This is a genomic window from Serratia sp. Ae19-1, from assembly GCF_059801225.1.
Genome location: NZ_JBCHWD010000006.1, coordinates 87,662 through 107,473, shown reverse-complemented (window position 1 = coordinate 107,473; position 19,812 = coordinate 87,662). Strand labels below are relative to the sequence as shown.

The 19,812-nt window shown below is 55.7% G+C and carries 17 protein-coding genes and 1 pseudogene; 7 read left to right on the top strand and 11 right to left on the bottom strand.

The features are described 5' to 3' along the window. Positions 1-129: 129 nt before the first annotated feature. Positions 130-1,818: a C4-dicarboxylic acid transporter DauA gene (dauA, locus tag AAIE04_RS17780; RefSeq protein WP_063919243.1), complete on the top strand. Its 1,689-nt coding sequence runs from the start codon at positions 130-132 to the stop codon at positions 1,816-1,818. 47 nt (positions 1,819-1,865) lie between these two features. Here dauA and kdsA read toward each other — a convergent pair whose 3' ends face one another. From kdsA to hemA, 6 genes are read right to left on the bottom strand one after another with little or no spacing between them, the layout of a single operon-like run. After that, positions 1,866-2,720, bottom strand: coding sequence for a 3-deoxy-8-phosphooctulonate synthase (gene kdsA, locus AAIE04_RS17775; RefSeq protein WP_004941087.1), 855 nt, complete (start codon positions 2,718-2,720; stop codon positions 1,866-1,868). 58 nt (positions 2,721-2,778) lie between these two features. Then, the gene (gene sirB1, locus AAIE04_RS17770; protein WP_015377575.1) at positions 2,779-3,588 is read right to left on the bottom strand and encodes an invasion regulator SirB1; all 810 of its coding nucleotides are present in this window, start codon (positions 3,586-3,588) and stop codon (positions 2,779-2,781) included. Then, the gene (locus AAIE04_RS17765; protein WP_171455054.1) at positions 3,585-3,986 is read right to left on the bottom strand and encodes a SirB2 family protein; all 402 of its coding nucleotides are present in this window, start codon (positions 3,984-3,986) and stop codon (positions 3,585-3,587) included. Before AAIE04_RS17765 ends, sirB1 begins: the two co-directional genes overlap by 4 nt. A gap of 40 nt (positions 3,987-4,026) precedes the next feature. Then, on the bottom strand, positions 4,027-4,860 hold the full coding sequence (gene prmC / locus AAIE04_RS17760) for a peptide chain release factor N(5)-glutamine methyltransferase (protein ID WP_498577450.1): 834 nt from the start codon (positions 4,858-4,860) through the stop codon (positions 4,027-4,029). Further along, a complete protein-coding gene (prfA, locus tag AAIE04_RS17755) occupies positions 4,860-5,945 on the bottom strand; it encodes a peptide chain release factor 1 (protein WP_019454779.1) in 1,086 nt (361 codons plus the stop codon). Before prfA ends, prmC begins: the two co-directional genes overlap by 1 nt. A 31-nt stretch (positions 5,946-5,976) precedes the next feature. Then, positions 5,977-7,239 carry a glutamyl-tRNA reductase gene (gene hemA, locus AAIE04_RS17750; RefSeq protein WP_019454778.1) on the bottom strand — a complete coding sequence of 421 codons (1,263 nt, stop codon included), beginning with the start codon at positions 7,237-7,239 and terminating at the stop codon, positions 5,977-5,979. Between the two features lie 697 nt (positions 7,240-7,936). Between hemA and lolB the strand changes: the two genes are divergently transcribed. The 3 genes from lolB (at position 7,937) to prs (ending at position 10,545) form a co-directional block, all read left to right on the top strand. Next, positions 7,937-8,560: a lipoprotein insertase outer membrane protein LolB gene (lolB, locus tag AAIE04_RS17745; protein WP_498577449.1), complete on the top strand. Its 624-nt coding sequence runs from the start codon at positions 7,937-7,939 to the stop codon at positions 8,558-8,560. After that, positions 8,557-9,423 (top strand): 4-(cytidine 5'-diphospho)-2-C-methyl-D-erythritol kinase, encoded by an 867-nt coding sequence (gene ispE, locus AAIE04_RS17740; protein WP_019454775.1) that lies wholly within the window; start codon positions 8,557-8,559, stop codon positions 9,421-9,423. The genes lolB and ispE overlap by 4 nt, the downstream gene beginning before the upstream one ends. 174 nt (positions 9,424-9,597) lie before the next feature. After that, positions 9,598-10,545 carry a ribose-phosphate diphosphokinase gene (gene prs, locus AAIE04_RS17735; RefSeq protein WP_004941061.1) on the top strand — a complete coding sequence of 316 codons (948 nt, stop codon included), beginning with the start codon at positions 9,598-9,600 and terminating at the stop codon, positions 10,543-10,545. Positions 10,546-10,730: 185 nt separating this feature from the next. Here prs and ychH read toward each other — a convergent pair whose 3' ends face one another. Continuing rightward, positions 10,731-11,009: a stress-induced protein YchH gene (gene ychH, locus AAIE04_RS17730; RefSeq protein ID WP_043147272.1), complete on the bottom strand. Its 279-nt coding sequence runs from the start codon at positions 11,007-11,009 to the stop codon at positions 10,731-10,733. A gap of 301 nt (positions 11,010-11,310) precedes the next feature. Between ychH and pth the strand changes: the two genes are divergently transcribed. Next, positions 11,311-11,901 carry an aminoacyl-tRNA hydrolase gene (pth, locus tag AAIE04_RS17725; protein ID WP_004941053.1) on the top strand — a complete coding sequence of 197 codons (591 nt, stop codon included), beginning with the start codon at positions 11,311-11,313 and terminating at the stop codon, positions 11,899-11,901. 37 nt (positions 11,902-11,938) lie between these two features. Here pth and AAIE04_RS17720 read toward each other — a convergent pair whose 3' ends face one another. Further along, the gene (locus AAIE04_RS17720) at positions 11,939-13,468 is read right to left on the bottom strand and encodes a SulP family inorganic anion transporter (protein ID WP_498577448.1); all 1,530 of its coding nucleotides are present in this window, start codon (positions 13,466-13,468) and stop codon (positions 11,939-11,941) included. A gap of 334 nt (positions 13,469-13,802) precedes the next feature. Between AAIE04_RS17720 and ychF the strand changes: the two genes are divergently transcribed. Both ychF and AAIE04_RS17710 read left to right on the top strand, forming a co-directional pair. Next, a complete protein-coding gene (gene ychF / locus AAIE04_RS17715) occupies positions 13,803-14,894 on the top strand; it encodes a redox-regulated ATPase YchF (protein WP_033633304.1) in 1,092 nt (363 codons plus the stop codon). A 214-nt stretch (positions 14,895-15,108) separates the two neighbouring features. After that, positions 15,109-16,284 (top strand): tyrosine-type recombinase/integrase, encoded by a 1,176-nt coding sequence (locus tag AAIE04_RS17710; protein WP_498577447.1) that lies wholly within the window; start codon positions 15,109-15,111, stop codon positions 16,282-16,284. 273 nt (positions 16,285-16,557) lie between these two features. Here the strand turns inward: AAIE04_RS17710 and AAIE04_RS17705 are convergent, their stop codons facing one another. From AAIE04_RS17705 to AAIE04_RS17695, 3 genes and pseudogenes are all read right to left on the bottom strand, one after another. Continuing rightward, a complete protein-coding gene (locus AAIE04_RS17705) occupies positions 16,558-17,466 on the bottom strand; it encodes a hypothetical protein (RefSeq protein WP_498577446.1) in 909 nt (302 codons plus the stop codon). A gap of 605 nt (positions 17,467-18,071) precedes the next feature. Further along, positions 18,072-18,899, bottom strand: a complete 828-nt coding sequence (locus AAIE04_RS17700) for a GIY-YIG nuclease family protein (RefSeq protein WP_498577445.1) — start codon at positions 18,897-18,899, stop codon at positions 18,072-18,074. A 137-nt stretch (positions 18,900-19,036) separates the two neighbouring features. Then, positions 19,037-19,749 (bottom strand): annotated as a pseudogene (locus AAIE04_RS17695) (IS3 family transposase); the annotation flags it as partial. Positions 19,750-19,812 lie beyond the last annotated feature (63 nt).

Genomic DNA, 19,812 nt, shown 5'->3' with positions numbered 1-19,812 from the left:
TCCTGCCCCAAATTGACACAGGTCTGGTAATCCGCTGAACAAAAGGCGTATGGTATCTGTCACGTGACAAGACGGACCTCATCGGGCCCGCCATTCCTTTCACTTTTGAAGATTTGGTACGCACCGTAGATGAAAACGCATGAAATAAACAGAATTCGCCCCTTCAGCGCGCTGATAGACGCCTGCTGGCGGGAACCTTATAGCCTGGCGCGGTTGCTGAAAGACGCCATCGCCGGGGTGACGGTCGGCATTATCGCCATCCCACTGGCGATGGCACTGGCGATCGCCAGCGGCGTGCCGCCGCAGTACGGCCTGTATACCGCCGCCATCGCCGGCATCGTCATCGCCGTCAGCGGCGGTTCGCGCTACAGCGTCTCCGGCCCCACCGCCGCCTTCGTGGTGATCCTCTATCCGGTCTCGCAGCAGTTCGGCCTGGCCGGTCTGCTGGTCGCCACGCTGATCTCCGGCATATTTCTGCTGCTGATGGGGCTGGCGCGTTTTGGCCGGCTGATCGAGTACATTCCGCTGCCGGTGACGCTCGGCTTTACCTCCGGCATCGCCATCACCATCGCTACCATGCAGATCAAGGACTTCTTTGGCCTGCAGCTGGCGCACACGCCGGAAAATTACGTCGGCAAGCTGTACGCCTTGCTGCAAGCGCTGCCAACGCTGGATCTCGGCGATACGCTGATCGGTACGGTGACGCTGCTGATCCTGATCTTTTGGCCCAAACTCGGCCTGCGCGTGCCCGGCCACCTGCCGGCGCTGCTGGCGGGCACTGCGCTGATGGGGTTGCTGACCCTGTTTGACCACCCGGTGGCGACCATCGGCTCCCGCTTCAGCTACCTGCTGGCCGACGGCAGCAGCGGTCAGGGCATTCCGCCAATTCTGCCGCAGCTGCTGCTGCCCTGGCATCTGCCGGGCGGCGGCGGGCAACCGTTCAACCTGAGCTGGCAAACCGTTTCCGCGCTGCTGCCGGCGGCATTTTCAATGGCGATGCTCGGCGCGATTGAATCGCTGCTGTGCGCGGTGGTGCTCGACGGCATGACCGGCAAGAAGCATAACTCCAACAGTGAACTGATCGGCCAGGGCGCGGGCAACATCATTGCGCCGTTCTTCGGCGGCATCACCGCAACCGCCGCGATTGCCCGTTCGGCGGCCAACGTGCGCGCCGGCGCCACCTCGCCGGTGTCCGCCATCATCCACGCGCTGCTGGTGCTGTTGGCGCTGCTGGTGTTGGCGCCGTGGCTCTCGTATCTGCCGCTGGCGGCGATGGCGGCGTTGCTGCTGATGGTCGCCTGGAACATGAGCGAGGCGCACAAGGTGGTTTATCTGCTGCGCCGGGCGCCGAAGGACGACATTTTGGTGCTGCTGCTGTGCATGTCGCTGACGGTGCTGTTCGACATGGTGATCGCCATTACCGTCGGTATCGTGCTGGCTTCGCTGCTGTTCATGCGCCGCATCGCCCGCATGACGCGGCTGAGCGAGCTGAGCGCCGGCGACGGCCGTCTGGTGCTGCGGGTGAATGGCCCGCTGTTCTTCGCCGCCGCCGAGCGCATCTTCACCGAACTGCTGGCGCGCAGTGAGGGCTACCGGACGATCGTGCTGCAGTGGGATGCGGTGCCGGTGCTCGACGCCGGCGGCCTGAGCGCCCTGCGGCGCTTTATTGACGTGCTGCCGGCGGACAAGAAACTGGTGATCACCGATGTGCCGTTCCAGCCGCTGAAAACCCTGGCGCGCGCGCGGGTGCAGCCGATCGAGGGCCGCCTGCAGTTCTACCCGACGCTGCCGGAAGCGCTGGCGGCCACCGAGGCCTAAACGTAAAAAAGCCCGACGAGTCGGGCTTTTTTTATGGCGCGGAGCGCTTAGTTGCTGGTATCCAGCTCCGGGAAGCTCTTCACCAGGTCGTCGATGGCTTTCATCTGCGCCAGGAACGGTTCCAGCTTGTCCAACGGCAGCGCGGACGGGCCGTCGCACTTGGCGTTGTTCGGATCCGGGTGCGCTTCGAGGAACAGCCCTGCCAGGCCGACCGCCATACCGGCGCGCGCCAGCTCGGCCACCTGAGCACGACGGCCGCCGGACGCGGCGCCGAACGGATCGCGAGTCTGCAATGCGTGGGTCACGTCGAAGATCACCGGATGGCCGCCTGTCACGTTCTTCATCACGTTGATGCCGAGCATGTCGACCACCAGGTTGTCATAGCCAAAGTTGCTGCCGCGATCGCACAGGATCACCTGATCGTTGCCGCCTTCTTTGAACTTGTCGACGATATTGCCCATCTGCCCCGGGCTGACGAACTGCGGCTTCTTGACGTTGATCACCGCGCCGGTTTTCGCCATCGCTTCCACCAGATCGGTCTGACGCGCCAGGAAGGCCGGCAGCTGGATCACGTCAACCACCTCGGAAACCGGCTGCGCCTGCGCCGCTTCGTGCACGTCGGTGATGATTTTCACGCCGAAGGTTTTTTTCAGTTCTTCGAAGATCTTCATCCCTTCTTCCAGGCCCGGACCGCGGTACGAGTGAATGGAAGAACGGTTGGCCTTGTCGAAAGAGGCTTTGAATACGTAAGGAATGCCCAGTTTTTGCGTCACGGTGACGTAGTGCTCGCAGATGCTCATCGCCAGATCGCGCGATTCCAGCACGTTCATACCGCCAAACAGCACAAACGGCAGGTCGTTTGCTACGTCGATGTCGCCAATGCTAACCACTTTCTGTTTCATGCTTTCGCCTTTGTTAAGGTTGTAACCGTCGCCTTGCAAACTGCACGGAGTCATTGAATTAATGCAGCGTCACCTGTTTCGGCTCAATCGAGTGGATCTGTACTTTGATCACTTCGCTGACCGGGTCTTCAGGACACTGCTCGACAAAATAGTTGAGATCGGAAATCGCGATGTGGTTGCACTCCAGCTGGGCGTAAATCAGCCCACGATCGCGGATCTCGTAGGGATCTTCCGGATCGAAGCACAGCACCGTTTCGCTGGTGCGCAGCGCCATTTCCAGCTGTTTTTCCTCCATCAGGGCAGCCTTCAGCGTATCCAGCATCTTGCGCACCACCATGATGTTCTCCGACTCGTCGAGATCGTCGTCTTCCAGTTCGGCGCCCAAGCCCAGGTTGCCCTTGATCCACACCTCCAGCTGGTGCTCGCTCAGGGTTTCGCCGTTCAGCGGGTTGATCAGCCACAGCTCTTCGTCCAGCCAGTCGGCGCGCAGGATCAGCTGAGTGGGGAAAATCACCGGCAGCAGCGGCAGATCCAGCGCGTTGGCGATGTGCAGGAAAATGGTGCCCAGCGAGACCGGCGTGCCCTGCCGCCCCTCCAGCACCTTGTCCAGCCAGATGGCGTCCGACAGGCGGTACACGCCGCTGGCGCCGCCGAATCCCCAGGTCTTGTAGAACAGTTCAATGAGCGCATCCAGTTGCTGCTCCTGAGTGATATCGGCCGGCACCACCGCACGCGCTTCGTCCACCAGCTGTTGCAGCTTGCGCTCCACGTCGGCAGCGGGAAAATCGCGCCGCACCGACTGCGACACCAGGATCACACCTTCGCTCAGCGGCGAGGTGTTAAATTCAAAATCAGCAATGCTACTCATAGGTATCCCATCAGAAACGGTATTTTCGTCGTGGCAAGTTTAATTATCAGATACAGACAGCCCAAGGCCAGCACGAACGCCACGGTTCGCAGCCGCTGACTTTTGGTCTTCTTGCCCAATGCGACGTAGCCAAGCAGGATATAGATAATAACGCCAAACAGCTTCTCGGTCAGCCATGAGTCCATACCCAGCAGCGGATAAAACCCGAACGTCACCACCAGCGCGATGCCGCTGACGAACAGCAGCGTGTCGTTCAGGTGCGGCGCTATCTTGACCCAGCGGCGGCCCATGATCGGCGAGCGGCGCCACTGCCAAAAGAAACGCAGCACAAACAAGGTAATACTGATGGCGACCGTCAGCAAATGGAAATGTTTCAACGCGGTGTATGCAGTCATGATGCTCCCTTAAATGGCTCGGACGTCGTTATTATCAGAGGCGCTATCCCGGCCATTGGCCGAGCGTCACACGGTCGTTGTCGCCGTAATCACGGTGGGTGGCGACAGCGGAAAATCCGGCGGTCTGCAGCAGCGTGCGCACGCTCTCACCCTGCTGCCAGCCATGTTCCAACAGCAGCCAGCCCTGCGGCTGCAGATAGTGCGGCGCCTGGCGCACGATGGCGGCCAGATCGGCCAGCCCGTGCTCGGCGGCCACCAGCGCACTGCCCGGCTCGAAGCGCACGTCGCCCTGCGACAAATGCGGATCGGCGGCGTCGATATAGGGCGGATTGCTGGCGATCAGCGCGAAGCGTTGCCCCGCGACGGGCGTAAACCAGCTGCCCTGCAAGAATCGGACGTTGTCGATCTTCAGCTTGTGCGCGTTGTGCTGCGCCAGCGCGACCGCATCCGGCTGCACATCGACGCCGACTGCCGAACAATCCGGGCGCTCGCTGGCCAGCGCCAGCGCAATGGCGCCGGTGCCGGTGCCGAGATCGAGGAAATGACAGGGTTGCGGCGGCAGGCGCGCCAGCGCCAGCTCCACCAGGCATTCGGTATCCGGGCGCGGGATCAACGTTGCGGGCGAGACCGACAGCGGCAGCGACCAAAACTCGCGCTCGCCCACCAGATAGGCCACCGGCTCACCGCATTCGCGGCGCGCCAGCAGCGTTTCCAACTGCTGTTGCTGCGGCGGCGTCAGCAAGGTTTCACCGAACGCCATCAGGAAGGTTCTGGCCTTGCCGGTCACGAAACCCAACAGGATTTCCGCGTCGCGCCGGGCGCTGTCGCTGTGGGTCAAACGCGCGGCGGCGGCTTGCAGCCAGTGTTGATAATCCATCACTCTTGCTCGGCGGACAGCGCCGCCAGCTGATCGGCCTGATACTCCTGCACGATCGGCTGGATCAGCATGTCCAGTTTGCCTTCCATCACCTCGTCCAGACGGTAGAGCGTCAGGTTGATGCGGTGGTCGGTCACCCGCCCCTGCGGGAAGTTATAGGTGCGGTTGCGATCGGAGCGATCGCCGCTGCCCAGCAGGTTGCGGCGCGTGGACGCCTCGGCCTGCTGGCGCTTGGCCATCTCGGCGGCGCGAATGCGCGCGCCCAGCACCGACATCGCCTTGGCTTTGTTTTTGTGCTGAGAACGCTCGTCCTGGCACTCCACCACGATACCGGTCGGCAGGTGGGTGATGCGGATCGCCGAGTCGGTGGTGTTAACGTGCTGGCCGCCGGCGCCGGAGGAGCGGAAGGTGTCGATTTTCAGATCGCCCGGGTTGATGTCCGGCAATTCGGCCTCCGGCACTTCCGGCATCACCGCCACGGTGCAGGCGGAGGTGTGGATGCGCCCCTGGGATTCGGTTTCCGGCACGCGCTGCACGCGGTGGCCGCCGGATTCAAACTTCAGCTGGCCGTACACGCCGTCGCCGGAAACTTTGGCGATCACTTCTTTGAAGCCGCCGTGCTCGCCTTCGTTGGCGCTCATCACCTCGACGCGCCAGCGGCGGCTTTCGGCGTAGCGGCTGTACATGCGGAACAGATCGCCGGCGAAGATCGCCGCCTCATCGCCGCCGGTGCCGGCACGCACTTCGAGGAAGCAGCTGCGCTCATCGTCCGGATCTTTCGGCAGCAGCAACACCTGCAGCTGTTGTTCCAGCTCTTCGCTGGTCGCCCGCGCCTGTTTCAGCTCTTCCTGCGCCATCTCGCGCATTTCCGGATCGTCCAGCATCATTTCCGCCGTCTCCAGATCCTCCTGCACCTGACGCCATTCCAGGAAGCAGCGGCTGACGTCGGTCAGCTGCGCGTATTCTCGCGACAGCGCGCGGAACCGGTCTTGGTCGGCGATAACGCCGGCATCGCCGAGCAGCGCCTGCACTTCTTCATGGCGCTCTTGTAACGCTTCCAGTTTGGCAACAATAGAAGGCTTCATGCGTGGTAATAAACCCTGTTAATAGAGAAAACTAATGCTGATCCAGCCCGAGGCTGTCGCGTAATAACTGCAACCGCTCCACGTCGCCGTCGCCGGCGGCCTGCTGGAGGGATTTGGTGGGGGCATGAATAAGGCGGTTGGTCAGTTTATGGGCCAGCTCGTGAATAACCTGCTCCACGTTGGCACCCTGCGCGATGGCGGCCAGCGCTTTGGCCTCCATTTCTGCGCGGATCTGGTCGGCCTGCGAGCGGTAGTCGCGGATGGTTTCCACCGCGCCCTGCGAACGCAGCCAGGCCATAAAGTTGGTGCTTTCCTGCTGCACGATCGACTCCGCCTGCACCGCCGCCGCTTTGCGCTGCGCCAGGTTGCTTTGAATGATGGCGTGCAGATCGTCCACGCTGTACAGATAAGCGTTGGCCAGCTTGCCGACCTCCGGCTCGATATCGCGCGGTACGGCGATATCCACCAGCAGCATCGGCTGGTTGCGGCGCGCCTTCAGCGCGCGCTCCACCATCCCCTTGCCGATGATCGGCAGCGGGCTGGCGGTGGAACTGATGATGATGTCGGCGTCCGCCAGGCGTTCGTCGATCTCCGGCAGGGTGATCACTTCCGCGCCGACTTCGTCCGCCAGCAGCTGCGCGCGCTCGCGGGTGCGGTTGGCGATGATCATGTGCCGCACTTTGTGTTCGCGCAGGTGGCGCGCCACCAGCTCGATGGTTTCACCGGCGCCCACCAGCAAGACGTTGAGATCGGCCAGCGATTCGAAAATCTGCCGCGCCAGCGTACAGGCGGCGAAAGCAACGGAAACTGCGCTGGCGCCGATTTCGGTTTCGGTGCGAACGCGCTTGGCGACGGAGAAGGATTTCTGGAACAGGCGCTCCAGCTCGCCGGACAGCGACTGGCCGCGTTGCGACTCGGCGAAGGCCTTTTTCACCTGGCCGAGGATCTGCGGTTCGCCCAGCACCAGCGAGTCCAACCCGCTGGCCACCCGCATCAGATGGCTGACCGCGTCGTTGCCCTGATGCCAGTACAGGCTTTTCTTCACCTCTTCCGGGCGCAGGTTGTGGTAGGCGCACAGCCAGGCGACCAGTTGCTCGTGCATGTGTTCCTGCTGCTCCACGCTGAGATACAGCTCGGTGCGGTTGCAGGTGGACAACACGACGCCGCCCTGCACCAACGGTTGTTGGAGCAAGCTGGTCAGCGCCTCATCGATGGACTCTGGCGAGAAGGTCACCCTTTCACGCAGAGAAACCGGAGCGGTTTTGTGATTTATACCTAACGCCAGCAGGGTCATTGCTTCGAGTAATACTTCTGTTGGTATGGGTTCTCGTTGAACGGCATTCTACTTGATGCGCGGGATCAATAAAAGTAACAACCGCATCTTCCGTTCAATCGCTGTCATAGACGACATCAATTAATGAATAAGTAATAAATACAGTGGGATGATTTATAATTTGACGGCATAGCATACTGAATTTTAGCGCAAGATGCGGTATCCCGCGCAGGATTCGGTAAAACCTGCAGGCTATCCGCTTATAATCCGCGCGTTTACCACCCCAGCGTGCCGCAACGATAGGATGGATCCAAGATAAAAGAGACCTGCTGGCAAAAAACCTGCTTGGCCTGAAAATAAAAAAATACCGCACCGGCAAAGCACAGAAGCGAAATGATTATTCGCACCGCTATCTTCATTCGATTATTTCCCGCAACAAAAACCCCCGGCAGCATACCGAGACAAACATCAACCAAACGCTAACGGCGGCCCCCTGCCGTAACGAAAATTGTTGCACCCGGGCAGCGCTACGAAACGATTGTGTTAATCTTAATGGCGACCCCGACGCGCGCGCCGGGTTGGTATTGCGCCGGTAAAAGCGGCAAGATTCAACGCGATGCAGCAAAAAATTGACGCGTCGCCGCCGCCCCGTTAGCGTGAGCGCTGAATCCGGGTTTCGTCGCGCATGCCCGCAAGGACAAAAGGACAAGAGAAAGTTATGCCAATACGCAAAGTTAGTTTGCTCCGTCTGATCCCGCTGGCCAGCCTGGTGTTGGCCGCCTGTACCACCACCAGGCCGAGCGGCCCGGCCACCAGCCCGACCTCACCGCAGTGGCGCGCCCATGAGCAGGCGGTGCAGCAGCTCAGCACCTATCAGACCCGCGGCTCCTTCGCCTACTTGTCTGACCAGAAAAAAGTCTACGCCCGCTTCTTCTGGCAGCAGTTCTCGCCGGAGCGCTACCGCCTGTTGCTGACCAACCCGCTGGGCAGTACGGAAATGGATCTCAACGTGCAGAAAAACGTGGTGCAGTTGACCGATAACCAGGGCAAACGCTACGTCAGCGATAACCCGGACGAGATGATCCGCAAGTTGACCGGCATGGCGATCCCGCTGAACAACCTGCGTCAATGGATGCTCGGTCTGCCGGGCGAAGCCAACGATTTTGCGCTGGATGACCAATATCGTCTGAGCAAGTTGACCTACCAGCAGGGCGGCCAGACGTGGAAAGTGGATTACCAGGGCTACAGCACCGAGGTGCAGCCGACGCTGCCGAACCGCCTGGAGCTGCAGCAGGGCGACCAGCGCATCAAGCTGAAAATGGATAACTGGACGCTCAAATGATCCGCCAGTGGCCCTCCCCCGCGAAGCTCAACCTGTTTCTGTACATCACCGGCCGTCGTGAAGACGGCTATCACCTGCTGCAGACGCTGTTCCAGTTTTTGGACTACGGCGACACCCTGACCATTGACCCGCGCCAGGACGATCGCATCAACCTGCTGACGCCGGTCGACGGCGTGCCGGACGAGCAGAACCTGATCGTGCGCGCCGCCCGCCTGCTGCAGCGCTATTGCGATGAGCGCGGCCTGCAGACCGCACAGCGCGGCGCCGACATCAGCATCGACAAGCGTCTGCCGATGGGCGGTGGTTTGGGCGGCGGCTCCTCCAACGCCGCTACCGTGCTGGTGGCGCTCAACGAACTGTGGCGCTGCGGCCTTGGCGACGACCAACTGGCAGAGCTGGGGCTCAGCCTCGGCGCCGACGTGCCGGTGTTCGTGCGCGGCCACGCCGCTTTCGCCGAAGGCATCGGCGAGCGCCTGCAGCCGGCCGAACCGCAGGAAAAATGGTATCTGGTGGCGCATCCCGGCGTCGGCATCCCGACGCCGGTTATCTTCGGCGACGCCGAATTGAAAAGGGATACCCCGGTTCGCTCCTTAAATGAGCTGTTGCAGGCGCCGTACGCAAATGATTGCGAACCGATCGCAAGAAAACGTTTTCGCGAGGTTGAACAGCTTCTTTCATGGCTGTTAGAATACGCCCCGTCACGCCTGACTGGCACAGGTGCTTGTGTGTTTGCTGAATTCGACACAGAAATCGCCGCCCGTCAGGTGTTAAATCAAGCCCCGGAGTGGTTGCGTGGCTTTGTAGCGCGCGGCGTTAACGTCTCCCCACTACATCGCATTCGTTCCGGGCGGTTTGAGTCGTAGCTCAACGTTTCGCTGCGCAGGGTCATGCACACCTGGCCCTGTTATCCCTGCGCTGCCTGCGGTCTCAATTTTAGTTTTACATACCCGTATGTATATTGCGCCGGCGTCGCCGACTGCCCCTTGGCGATGTCGTATGACAATATCTTCTCTGGACGCAAGCCTGAGGTTCTTCTCGTGCCTGATATGAAGCTTTTTGCTGGTAACGCCACCCCGGAACTAGCACAACGTATTGCCAACCGTTTGTACACCAGCCTTGGTGACGCCGCTGTAGGTCGTTTTAGCGACGGCGAAGTGAGCGTGCAAATCAACGAAAATGTACGCGGCGGTGATATTTTCATCATCCAGTCCACCTGTGCCCCGACCAACGACAACCTGATGGAACTGGTTGTGATGGTCGACGCCCTGCGTCGCGCCTCCGCAGGTCGTATTACCGCCGTTATCCCTTACTTCGGCTATGCCCGCCAGGATCGCCGCGTGCGTTCCGCGCGTGTGCCAATCACCGCCAAGGTTGTCGCCGATTTCCTCTCCAGCGTAGGGGTTGACCGCGTTCTGACGGTGGATCTGCATGCTGAGCAGATTCAAGGCTTCTTCGACGTACCGGTAGACAACGTGTTCGGCAGCCCGATCCTGTTGGAAGACATGCTGCAGCAGAACCTGGAAAACCCGATCGTGGTTTCTCCGGACATCGGCGGCGTCGTGCGCGCCCGCGCCATCGCCAAACTGCTGAACGACACCGACATGGCTATCATCGACAAACGCCGCCCGCGCGCGAACGTTTCTCAGGTGATGCACATCATCGGTGACGTGGCAGGCCGCGACTGCGTGCTGGTCGACGACATGATCGACACCGGCGGCACCTTGTGTAAAGCGGCTGAAGCGTTGAAAGAACGCGGTGCCAAGCGCGTATTCGCCTACGCGACGCACCCGATCTTCTCCGGCAACGCCGTGGACAACATCAAGAACTCGGTGATTGATGAAGTGATCGTCTGCGACACCATTCCGCTGTCGCCGGAAATCAAGGCACTGAAAAACGTTCGCACTCTGACCCTGTCCGGCATGCTGGCTGAAGCCATCCGCCGTATCAGCAACGAAGAGTCGATCTCTGCGATGTTCGAGCATTGATGCGTCGTCTTTCCGGTGCGGCGCCCACCGTGCCGGAAAGATAACGTGCCCGACAGCAGAAAAAGAAAAACCCGTTGGTGCGTACGCAACAACGGGTTTTCTACTCGTAGTCCAACATGACCTCAGACCTTAATGCACGGCAGATATTCCCTTGCCCTGCTCTCGCTTCCCTTCTGATTTTTTAATCAATGCGACGAACGATGTTGGTCGTTACGGCACCGTTTATCAAAGTGTTTTACCCACCAGTAGCGATCCGCCACCTGCTCGCGGCCGCCGATACGCGCGCCCACCAGCCACAACAGCGCGCCGACGAAGATGCTCATGATGGCGCCGTGGGCGAAAAATTGCGGTAAATTGAACTGGGATACTTCAGCAATAATGGAGTATCCGACGCCGCCGATCATCACGACCAGCCCCAGCCCCATAAAAAAGTTGCCCATTCTGTCCGCGTTTCTACGTTTCATATGCCACCTCCATGATTGCCATGTGCCAACCGGGATAACGCTGCAACTTGTTAACCCACTTTGATAAGTTAAGTATAGTCCTTGTGGCGGCAAGGGGATTGCGGAGGCGATCACAAATGGTAAAGAATTATTGACACTTCTTAACACGGCGCTGAAAATTAGCGGACAAATTGAATTATTCAGCTAATGAATCATTCGTCTTTCTTACCTAAGACGATGGCGGAGATCGGATTTTGTCATTCGCCGCCCCGACAGGTAGACTAAGGCCCTTTCCATTACCCTGATCATAGCGAATCTCCCAGTGAGCAGTATTAAATTGATAGTCGGCCTGGCCAACCCGGGCGCGGAATACGCCCAGACGCGCCACAACGCCGGCGCCTGGTACGTCGATCTGCTGGCCCAGCGCCACAATCAGCAGTTGAAAGAAGAGAGCAAGTTCTTCGGCTACACCGCCCGTTTGAACCTGGCGGGCAACGACGTGCGCCTGCTGGTGCCGACCACCTTCATGAACCTGAGCGGCAAAGCGGTGCTGGCGATGGCCAACTTCTACCGCATCGAACCGAACGAGATCCTGGTGGCGCACGACGAACTGGATCTGCCGCCCGGCGTGGCCAAAATCAAGCTCGGCGGTGGCAACGGCGGCCACAACGGCCTGAAGGACATCCAGAACAAGTTCGGCAACAACCCGAACTTCTATCGCCTGCGCATCGGCATCGGCCATCCGGGTGACAAGAACAAGGTGGTGGGCTTCGTGCTCGGCAAGCCGCCGGCCAGCGAGCAGAAGATGATTGACGAAGCGATCGACGAGTCGCTGCGCTGCACCGAAATGCTGATGAAGGACGGGCTGGAAAAAACCGTACAGCGCCTGCACAGCTTCAAGGCGCAGGCCTGAGCCTTGCCGCAGCGGGCGCCCTGCCCGCTGCCTGCTTTTAGCCGCGCGGGTTGAAGGTTTCCTCTCCCACCCGGCGATCGTCGGCGGTGAAGCCCTCTTCCGCCACGTAATACTGCGGATCGTCCAGCTCATGGCTGCAGAACGGCCCGGCGCGCTTGAGCAAGCGCACGCAGTCACCGCTCAGGTGGCGCAGGCGGATGCTTTTTCCCGCCGCCAGATAACGCGCCGTCAGCTTATCGATAGCCTCTACGCCGCTGGAATCCATCACCCGGGTGCCGGCAAAATCCAGCACCACATTCTGCGCATCGCTCTGCGGATCGAACAGCTCGGCGAAAGCGGCGGCGGAGCCGAAGAACAGCGGGCCATCCAGTTGATACACCGCCACGTCGCCCGCCACCTGCCGCTGGCGCACGCGGATGCGCGCCTGCTGCCAGGCGAACACCAGCGCCGAGATAATTACCCCGCTGATCACCGCCACCGCCAGATCGGTAAAGATGGTGATCAGCGTGACGACGATCATCACCAACGCATCGGCTTTCGGCATGCGGCGCAAACGGCGCAGCGAGCTCCACTCGAAGGTGTTGTAACACACCACCAGCATCACCCCCGCCAGCGCCGCCACCGGCAACAGGCCGATATAGCGCGACAGGCTGACCACGAACAGAATCAACAGAATGGCGCCTACCGTGCCGGAAATGCGCCCGCGCCCGCCTGAGGTGAAGTTGATGATCGACTGGCCGATCATCGCGCAGCCGGCGAAGCAGCCGAACAGGCCGCATACCGCGTTACCGGCGCCCTGCGCGATGCTCTCGCGGTTGCCGTTCCCCTTCTTGCCGCCCATTTCATCCAGCACCGTCATGGTCAGCAGCGATTCAATCAAACCGACCAGGGCGATCACCACCGCGTAGGGCAGCACTACCCGCACCATCTCCAGGGTGAACGGCGCCGTCGGCAGGCTGAAGTGCGGCAGCGCGCCGGAAATGTCCGCCAGATCGCCCACCCGCAGCGTGTGCAGATTGAGACCGATTGCCAACGCCGAGACCACCAGCAGCGCCGCCAGCGAAGACGGAATGGCTTTGGTCAGGCGCGGGAACAGCACCACCACCGCAATTGCCAGCGCCACCAGGCCGTACATCAGCGGCCCCTGCCCGGCGATCATCTTCAGCTGCGCCAACATGATGACGATCGCCAGACCGTTGACGAAGCCGTGGATCGCCGGCAGCGGCACCAGACGAATGAACTTGCCCAGCCGGAAGGCGCCGATCAGGATTTGAATCGCCCCGGCGAACAGCGTGGCCCACAGCACGTAACCCATGCCGTACTGCGCCGCCAGACTCATCAGCACCACCACAATGGAGCCGGCGGCACCGGAGACCATGCCCGGCTTGCCGCCGAACAGCGCCGTGACCAGGCCGATAATAAACGCGGTGTGCAAACCGACGATCGGCGAAAGACCGGCGACCAGCGAAAAGCCGACCGCCTCGGGGATCATCGAAACCGCCACCACAAAGCCCGCCAGGACTTCATTTTTAACGTCCGCGATCCTGACGTTACTCAGATTAAACATGCATTATTCACTTATGACAGATGACATCATCTCCCCGCGTAGCGGGTATGGGGAGCCGCAAGGGGCGGCAGACTGCAGGCGGGCACAACTCAGGGTGGCGTAGGCAAGAAATACATCCGGCGCGTTTCCTGTCGGTTAATCGGAATGGCCAGTATGGGTAAATGTGATCCAAATCTCAAATAAAAACCGGCCGCCCGCGCTGCGTTCGCCCCGGCCAAGCAAGTCTGATCGAGATAAACGCCCATTACGTGTATAATGGCGGCATTATTTTGCCCTTTATGCAGTCGATTAAACCTAACCGGCTGATAGTTAAGATATTTAAGGTGATTACAACATGGGATTCAAATGCGGTATCGTCGGCCTGCCTAACGTAGGCAAATCCACCCTGTTCAACGCGTTGACCAAAGCGGGCATTGAAGCAGCCAACTTCCCGTTCTGCACCATTGAACCGAACACCGGTGTGGTGCCGATGCCCGATCCGCGTCTGGATAAGCTGGCCGAGATCGTCAAGCCGCAGCGCATTCTGCCAACTACTATGGAATTCGTCGACATCGCCGGCCTGGTGAAAGGCGCGTCTAAAGGTGAAGGCCTGGGCAACCAGTTCCTGACCAACATCCGCGAAACCGAAGCCATCGGCCACGTGGTGCGCTGCTTCGAGAACGACAACATCATCCACGTCAACAACAAGGTCGATCCGGCCGAAGATATCGACGTGATCAACACCGAGCTGGCACTGTCTGACCTGGACACCTGCGAGCGCGCCATCCACCGCGTGCAGAAGAAAGCCAAAGGCGGCGACAAAGACGCCAAGGCCGAGCTGGCGGCGCTGGAGAAATGCCTGCCGCACCTGGAAAACGCCGGCATGCTGCGCGCGCTGGATCTGACCGCGGAAGACAAAGCGGCGATCAAATACCTGAGCTTCCTGACGCTGAAGCCGACCATGTACATCGCCAACGTGAACGAAGACGGCTTCGAGAACAACCCGTACCTGGACACCGTGCGTAAAATCGCCGACGCCGAAGGCTCCGTGGTGGTCGCCGTGTGCGCTGCCGTGGAATCCGACATCGCCGAGCTGGAAGACGAAGAGCGCGACGAGTTCATGGCCGAACTGGGCCTGGAAGAGCCGGGTCTGAACCGCGTGATCCGTGCCGGTTATGAACTGCTGAACCTGCAAACCTACTTCACCGCCGGCGTGAAAGAAGTGCGCGCCTGGACCATCCCGGTCGGCGCCACCGCCCCGCAGGCGGCCGGCAAGATCCACACCGACTTCGAGAAAGGCTTTATCCGCGCCCAAACCATCTCCTATGACGACTTCATCACCTACAAGGGTGAGCAAGGCGCCAAAGAAGCCGGCAAAATGCGCTCCGAAGGTAAAGACTACATCGTCAAAGACGGCGACGTAATGAACTTCTTGTTCAACGTCTAAATAAAATTTGTTGTCTCGCGAGGTCTTAATTAACCTCATGAAAATCACAAAACACTATAAAATCCACGCAATTGCGTGGATTTTTCATTTCATAATGTCTCAACTCATCTCGTAAAAACGCTGTCAAAAATGAGTACATTGATGAGTACAACATTCTTCCACCTTCATTTTAAGTGAGTACAATAGCGGTATAAGAAATAGACAAGGACTCGCTATGCTCACTGATACGCAATGCCGCACTGCTAAGCCGAAAGAAAAACTCTATCGACTCAATGACTTCAATGGTCTCTACCTCGAAGTGAAACCCAACGGCAAAAAGGCATGGCGCTATCGGTTTAAACTCAACGGCAAATCCAGCATGTTCGCGTTGGGTGAGTACCCAACGGTCAAACTTGCCGAAGCTCGCGAAAAATGTGAGCAAGCGCGTAAACAAGTCGCGAATGGAGTTAGCCCGACACAGGCTCGCCAGTTAGATAAGATCCGCAAGGTCAACGACGCATCCAACACCTTTGAGCTGATCGCCAAAGAGTGGTTGCAGATGAAAGACTGGGCCGAAATCACCAAAACGCGGCGACTGGATATGCTTGAACGTGTGGTTTTTCCCGCCATCGGTAAGCTCCCTGTCAGAGAGATCACTCCACACCATATACTTAAAATTCTTCAGGAAACCGCTAAACGAGGAGCACCAACAGTTGCCGCTGAAGCCCGTCGCACCATTTCATCAGTTTTTGAGTTGGCAGTCGCGACGCTTAGAGCTGATAGCGATCCCGTATGGCCTGTGCGCAAGGCCCTTCCGGCTAATAAGACACAGCACAAACAGGCACTAAATCCTCAGCAAATCGGAAAGTTACTAAGCTGTTTTGACAATAGTCGTGGCTCGTATCAGGTTAACTATTGCATGTGGCTTATGTGGTGGACATTGGCGCGTCCTGCAGAAGCCACCGAAGCAGAATGGACAGAATTCGATCTTGATAACGCCCTGTGGACCATTCCGGCAGCGCGGATGAAAGCCCGCAGAGAACACGTTATTCCCCTGCCCTTACAAGCTGTCAAAATGCTCAGAACACTACAGGGATTAACCGGGCATCGACAGCACCTCTTTCCGGGCAGGGATAATCCGAAAGGTCCAATGACATCGCACTCCCTGCGCCAGCTACTAAAAAGCCTCGGCTGGAGTGGCATTTATAGCCCCCATGCAACCAGAACTACAGGAAGTACGCGTTTAAACGAAATGGGCTATCGACCTGATGCTATTGAGGCCCAACTTGCACACGCTGATATCAACAATGTTCGTCGCACTTACAATCATGCAACTTATCTTGATGAGCGTAAGCTGATGATGCAGGAGTGGGCTGATATGCTGGACAAATGGGTAGCAGGATTCGAGTAGAACTTACTGCACTTAGTGAACCACGAGGATAGAACTCATTCCTCAGGGTCCACTTTGTGCCAAGAGCGGATAGTGGATACTCCCAGCCGGTGATGGAAATAGTTCTACCCCAAGTAAAGGATTTACATTCTAATCACAAAAGATAATTATACCTCAACAAGAAACCCCGAAACTGCCCCAGATGGAAATAATTGAAAATTTAAGTTCATAAAAAAGGTCACTGCAGATTTTCCATCTTTTTATGAGGGCAGTATGCGCAGTTAGGCGTTCAGATTACTTTGCCATTATAGGGTTGGCCATGTTTTCATTTTCAAATTGATTGATTATTGCCTTGGATATAATCCCCCTTGTGATAACTTCATGATTCCATGGTGAGGCAAGGTGCATCTCCCAATATCTGAAATTAAAGTTTTTATGTTGAAAAAATAAAAGATCATTGGTTTCAGGATTCACAAATGGAACTTTGATATCAGTGATGATTAATATGGTTTTCTTATGCTTATTGAAGTCCCAACACCGTTTTATAATTTCTAACTCTTCATTCGCTAAATTTAACACATAGCTTGTTATATCATCTAGTTTAGAGTTTAATATCCCACTCTTCATTTTTTCCCAGATTATTCGACTCAAAGATATACATACCACACCTGAGTCGGATGGCGTTCCTCTATTATTAATCTGCTTGAAAGCCTCTAACGTGTTTGTTAGCAATGTAGATTCTAATGCTGGTCTTTTACACTCAAAGAAGACATTACCAAATGGGGTGGCAATATTGAAATCTGCTTTGGAATCGAATCGAATATGTATTTCGCGTTTAATGAAGTACTCAACCATCGACAGCTCAAACATATAATTTCGGCCATTGTTAGCTGTGCCTGATATTACTTCGTCCTTAAGAAATAATTGACCCTTTATGATTTTCTTTAAATTTACACGAATGTTCTCATGTAGTTCCGGAAGCTCAGAAAATGTTTTATATAACTCATGAGCTTCATGTAACTCCAATGATGACCAAACCTCATCGGGACTCAACTGCTCTTTTTTTGATTTTATTACTCTCTTATAGGTTTGCATCAGCCTACTTGCGTCTATTTTCACTCCTAGATCATTGAGCCATGAGAGTGCTGCATAATACTCTTTCTCTGTATCTTCTAAAAAGTCGATTCTGATAATTTTATTCACAATCATTCATTCCTTAATAAATTGCACCTTGCATAAATTCTTTTGACAATAGAAATCAATAATTAATTTTTCGGATCTCGATACATTCTTAACTTTATAAACCTAAAAATTTCAACGCTATTGTAGCCCACTCAACCATCTATAATCTACGATAATTATGGCGTACGTTGACCCGCATCAAATTGCACTTAGTTTCCGGAAACCGATGATTTCCAGGCTTTCCACCACGAAGGCTGACTAACCGTGCAGCATACGATTCACTAAAGCGGTTCATAAGTCGCTGGGTTTTACGCTCAGTTAGCTCCAGCTGGTTTGCTGCATTACCGAAAGGGAAAAGTGCAAATATCCGCTCAGTTTCATTAGTTGACATTGCAGACTTTACCTCTGCTAATCGATGGTAAGCAAGCTTGGGCTAAATGGCCTTTAACTATAATGTGCAAATCCCTCGGTACTAAAAACTTATTAGAGGATACTTATTCTGTTAAGTAGGTTTGATTTTAGCCAATAAATGGCGAGGAGCTTGTCACGATTTATCAATCTCCTCATTTCCTCTTCGCTCTTGTAAAACCAACATAACAAAAAATTAGATTACATATGATATATATCTAGTCAAGAAATTTGTGCATACTTAATCCGTTAACATTTTTAAATTTATACAAAGCCATTTTTTCAGCCTCTTCAATTATGAAATGCGTGTCAATATTGAAAGTATAATAGTTAGCTTCAGATATATGTTCACTTATTATTCTACGCCTCATGATTGTGGTTTTCTTCTCACGTTTCTCAATGCTTACGTTATTTTTCTTGAATAAATCCCCAGTATATCCAAGTTTAAAATCCTCAGCAAAACTTCCTGCGAGAACCATTATCTCGTAAGGAGGTGAGCATTTAATTAATGATGCTTTCAGGTTGGTTTGAGAATCAAAGGTAAATGCACCATCAATTTTTCTCGCAAAGATATCTATATTAATGGCATTTAATACGTCTTGAATTTTATCAAGGAACACATCATATTGCTCCTCTTGACAATCACACAAATTCCCTCTGCTTTCATTTTTTATATTCAAGACATGGTATTTCAACGAAATTTTAGCTAACTGAATTAAATCACTTTCAAGTTTGAATATTACATCAAACGAAGGCATTCCGTAGAAAATTATCAACCCTTTATTCCAATCATCCTTCTCCCTATGGTGTGTTTTTATTCTTATCATTCCCGTATCAGTCTGACCAATATATATTTCATTTTTATTAATGCTTCGGTCATAATAATCGTGATAAAGAATGTAACACATCGGTGTTTTATTAATGACATTTAATTTATCAAGCGCATCAATATTATCTCTGTCGAATGCAAAAATTTCCCCATTAAGCTCAGGAGTTGTGATTTTCTTTGCAACGTTATTATTTAAAACCTCTACCTGTATCTTCATTGACTTACCATTACCTGGTTATGATTATACCGAATATACCAAAGTGGCTTGTTCCCACCATGAGTTGCGATTAACTCTTATTGCAAGCACGTTACATTGCGCATTCTTTATCTCACCTGTTAAAGCAGAAAGCAATATCAGAGTACGCTAGGTTGAGTATCTTTAATTGAATGATACTTGAGCAGATCATAATGGAGTGACCCCAGATGACTGTGGCGCCGGGCCCGGTTGTAAAACACTTCGATGTAATCGAAGATATCCGCCCGGGCCATGTCCCGGGTTTTATATATCCGCTTCCTGATGCGCTCTTTTTTGAGTGAACTGAAGAACGATTCTACCACTGCCTTATCCCAGCCGTTGCCACGACGGCTCATGCTCGGAGCCAGATTATTAGCCCGACAGAACCGCTGCCAGTCATCACTACCATACTGACTGCCCTGATCGCTGTGCACTATGACGTTTTCTGCAGGTTTGCGCCGCCAGACCGCCATCAGCAGTGCATCCAGTGCCAGCTCCTGTGACAGTGTCGGCTTCATCGACCAGCCCACCACATTACGGGAAAAAGATCGATCACCACTGCCAGATACAGCCAGCCCTGCCAGGTGCGGATGTAGGTGATGTCCGTGACCCACACCTGATCGGGCTTCACAACAGTAAACTCACGCCGCACGCGATTAGGCGCTATCACTGACGGTCTTCCTCGGGCTCCGCGTGGCACTTTATAACCATGTATGGCCTGTATCCTGTTTTTCCTCATTATTTTGGCAACCCGGTTTCGGCTGCACACTTCACCAATTTCACGAAGATCGCCATGGACCCTGCGATAACCGTAAACTCCGTCACTCAGTGACCTGCCCCTCGTTCCTATCAGGGCCTCCGCACACTTCGCTTGATCGAAGGGCCAATAGCAGAC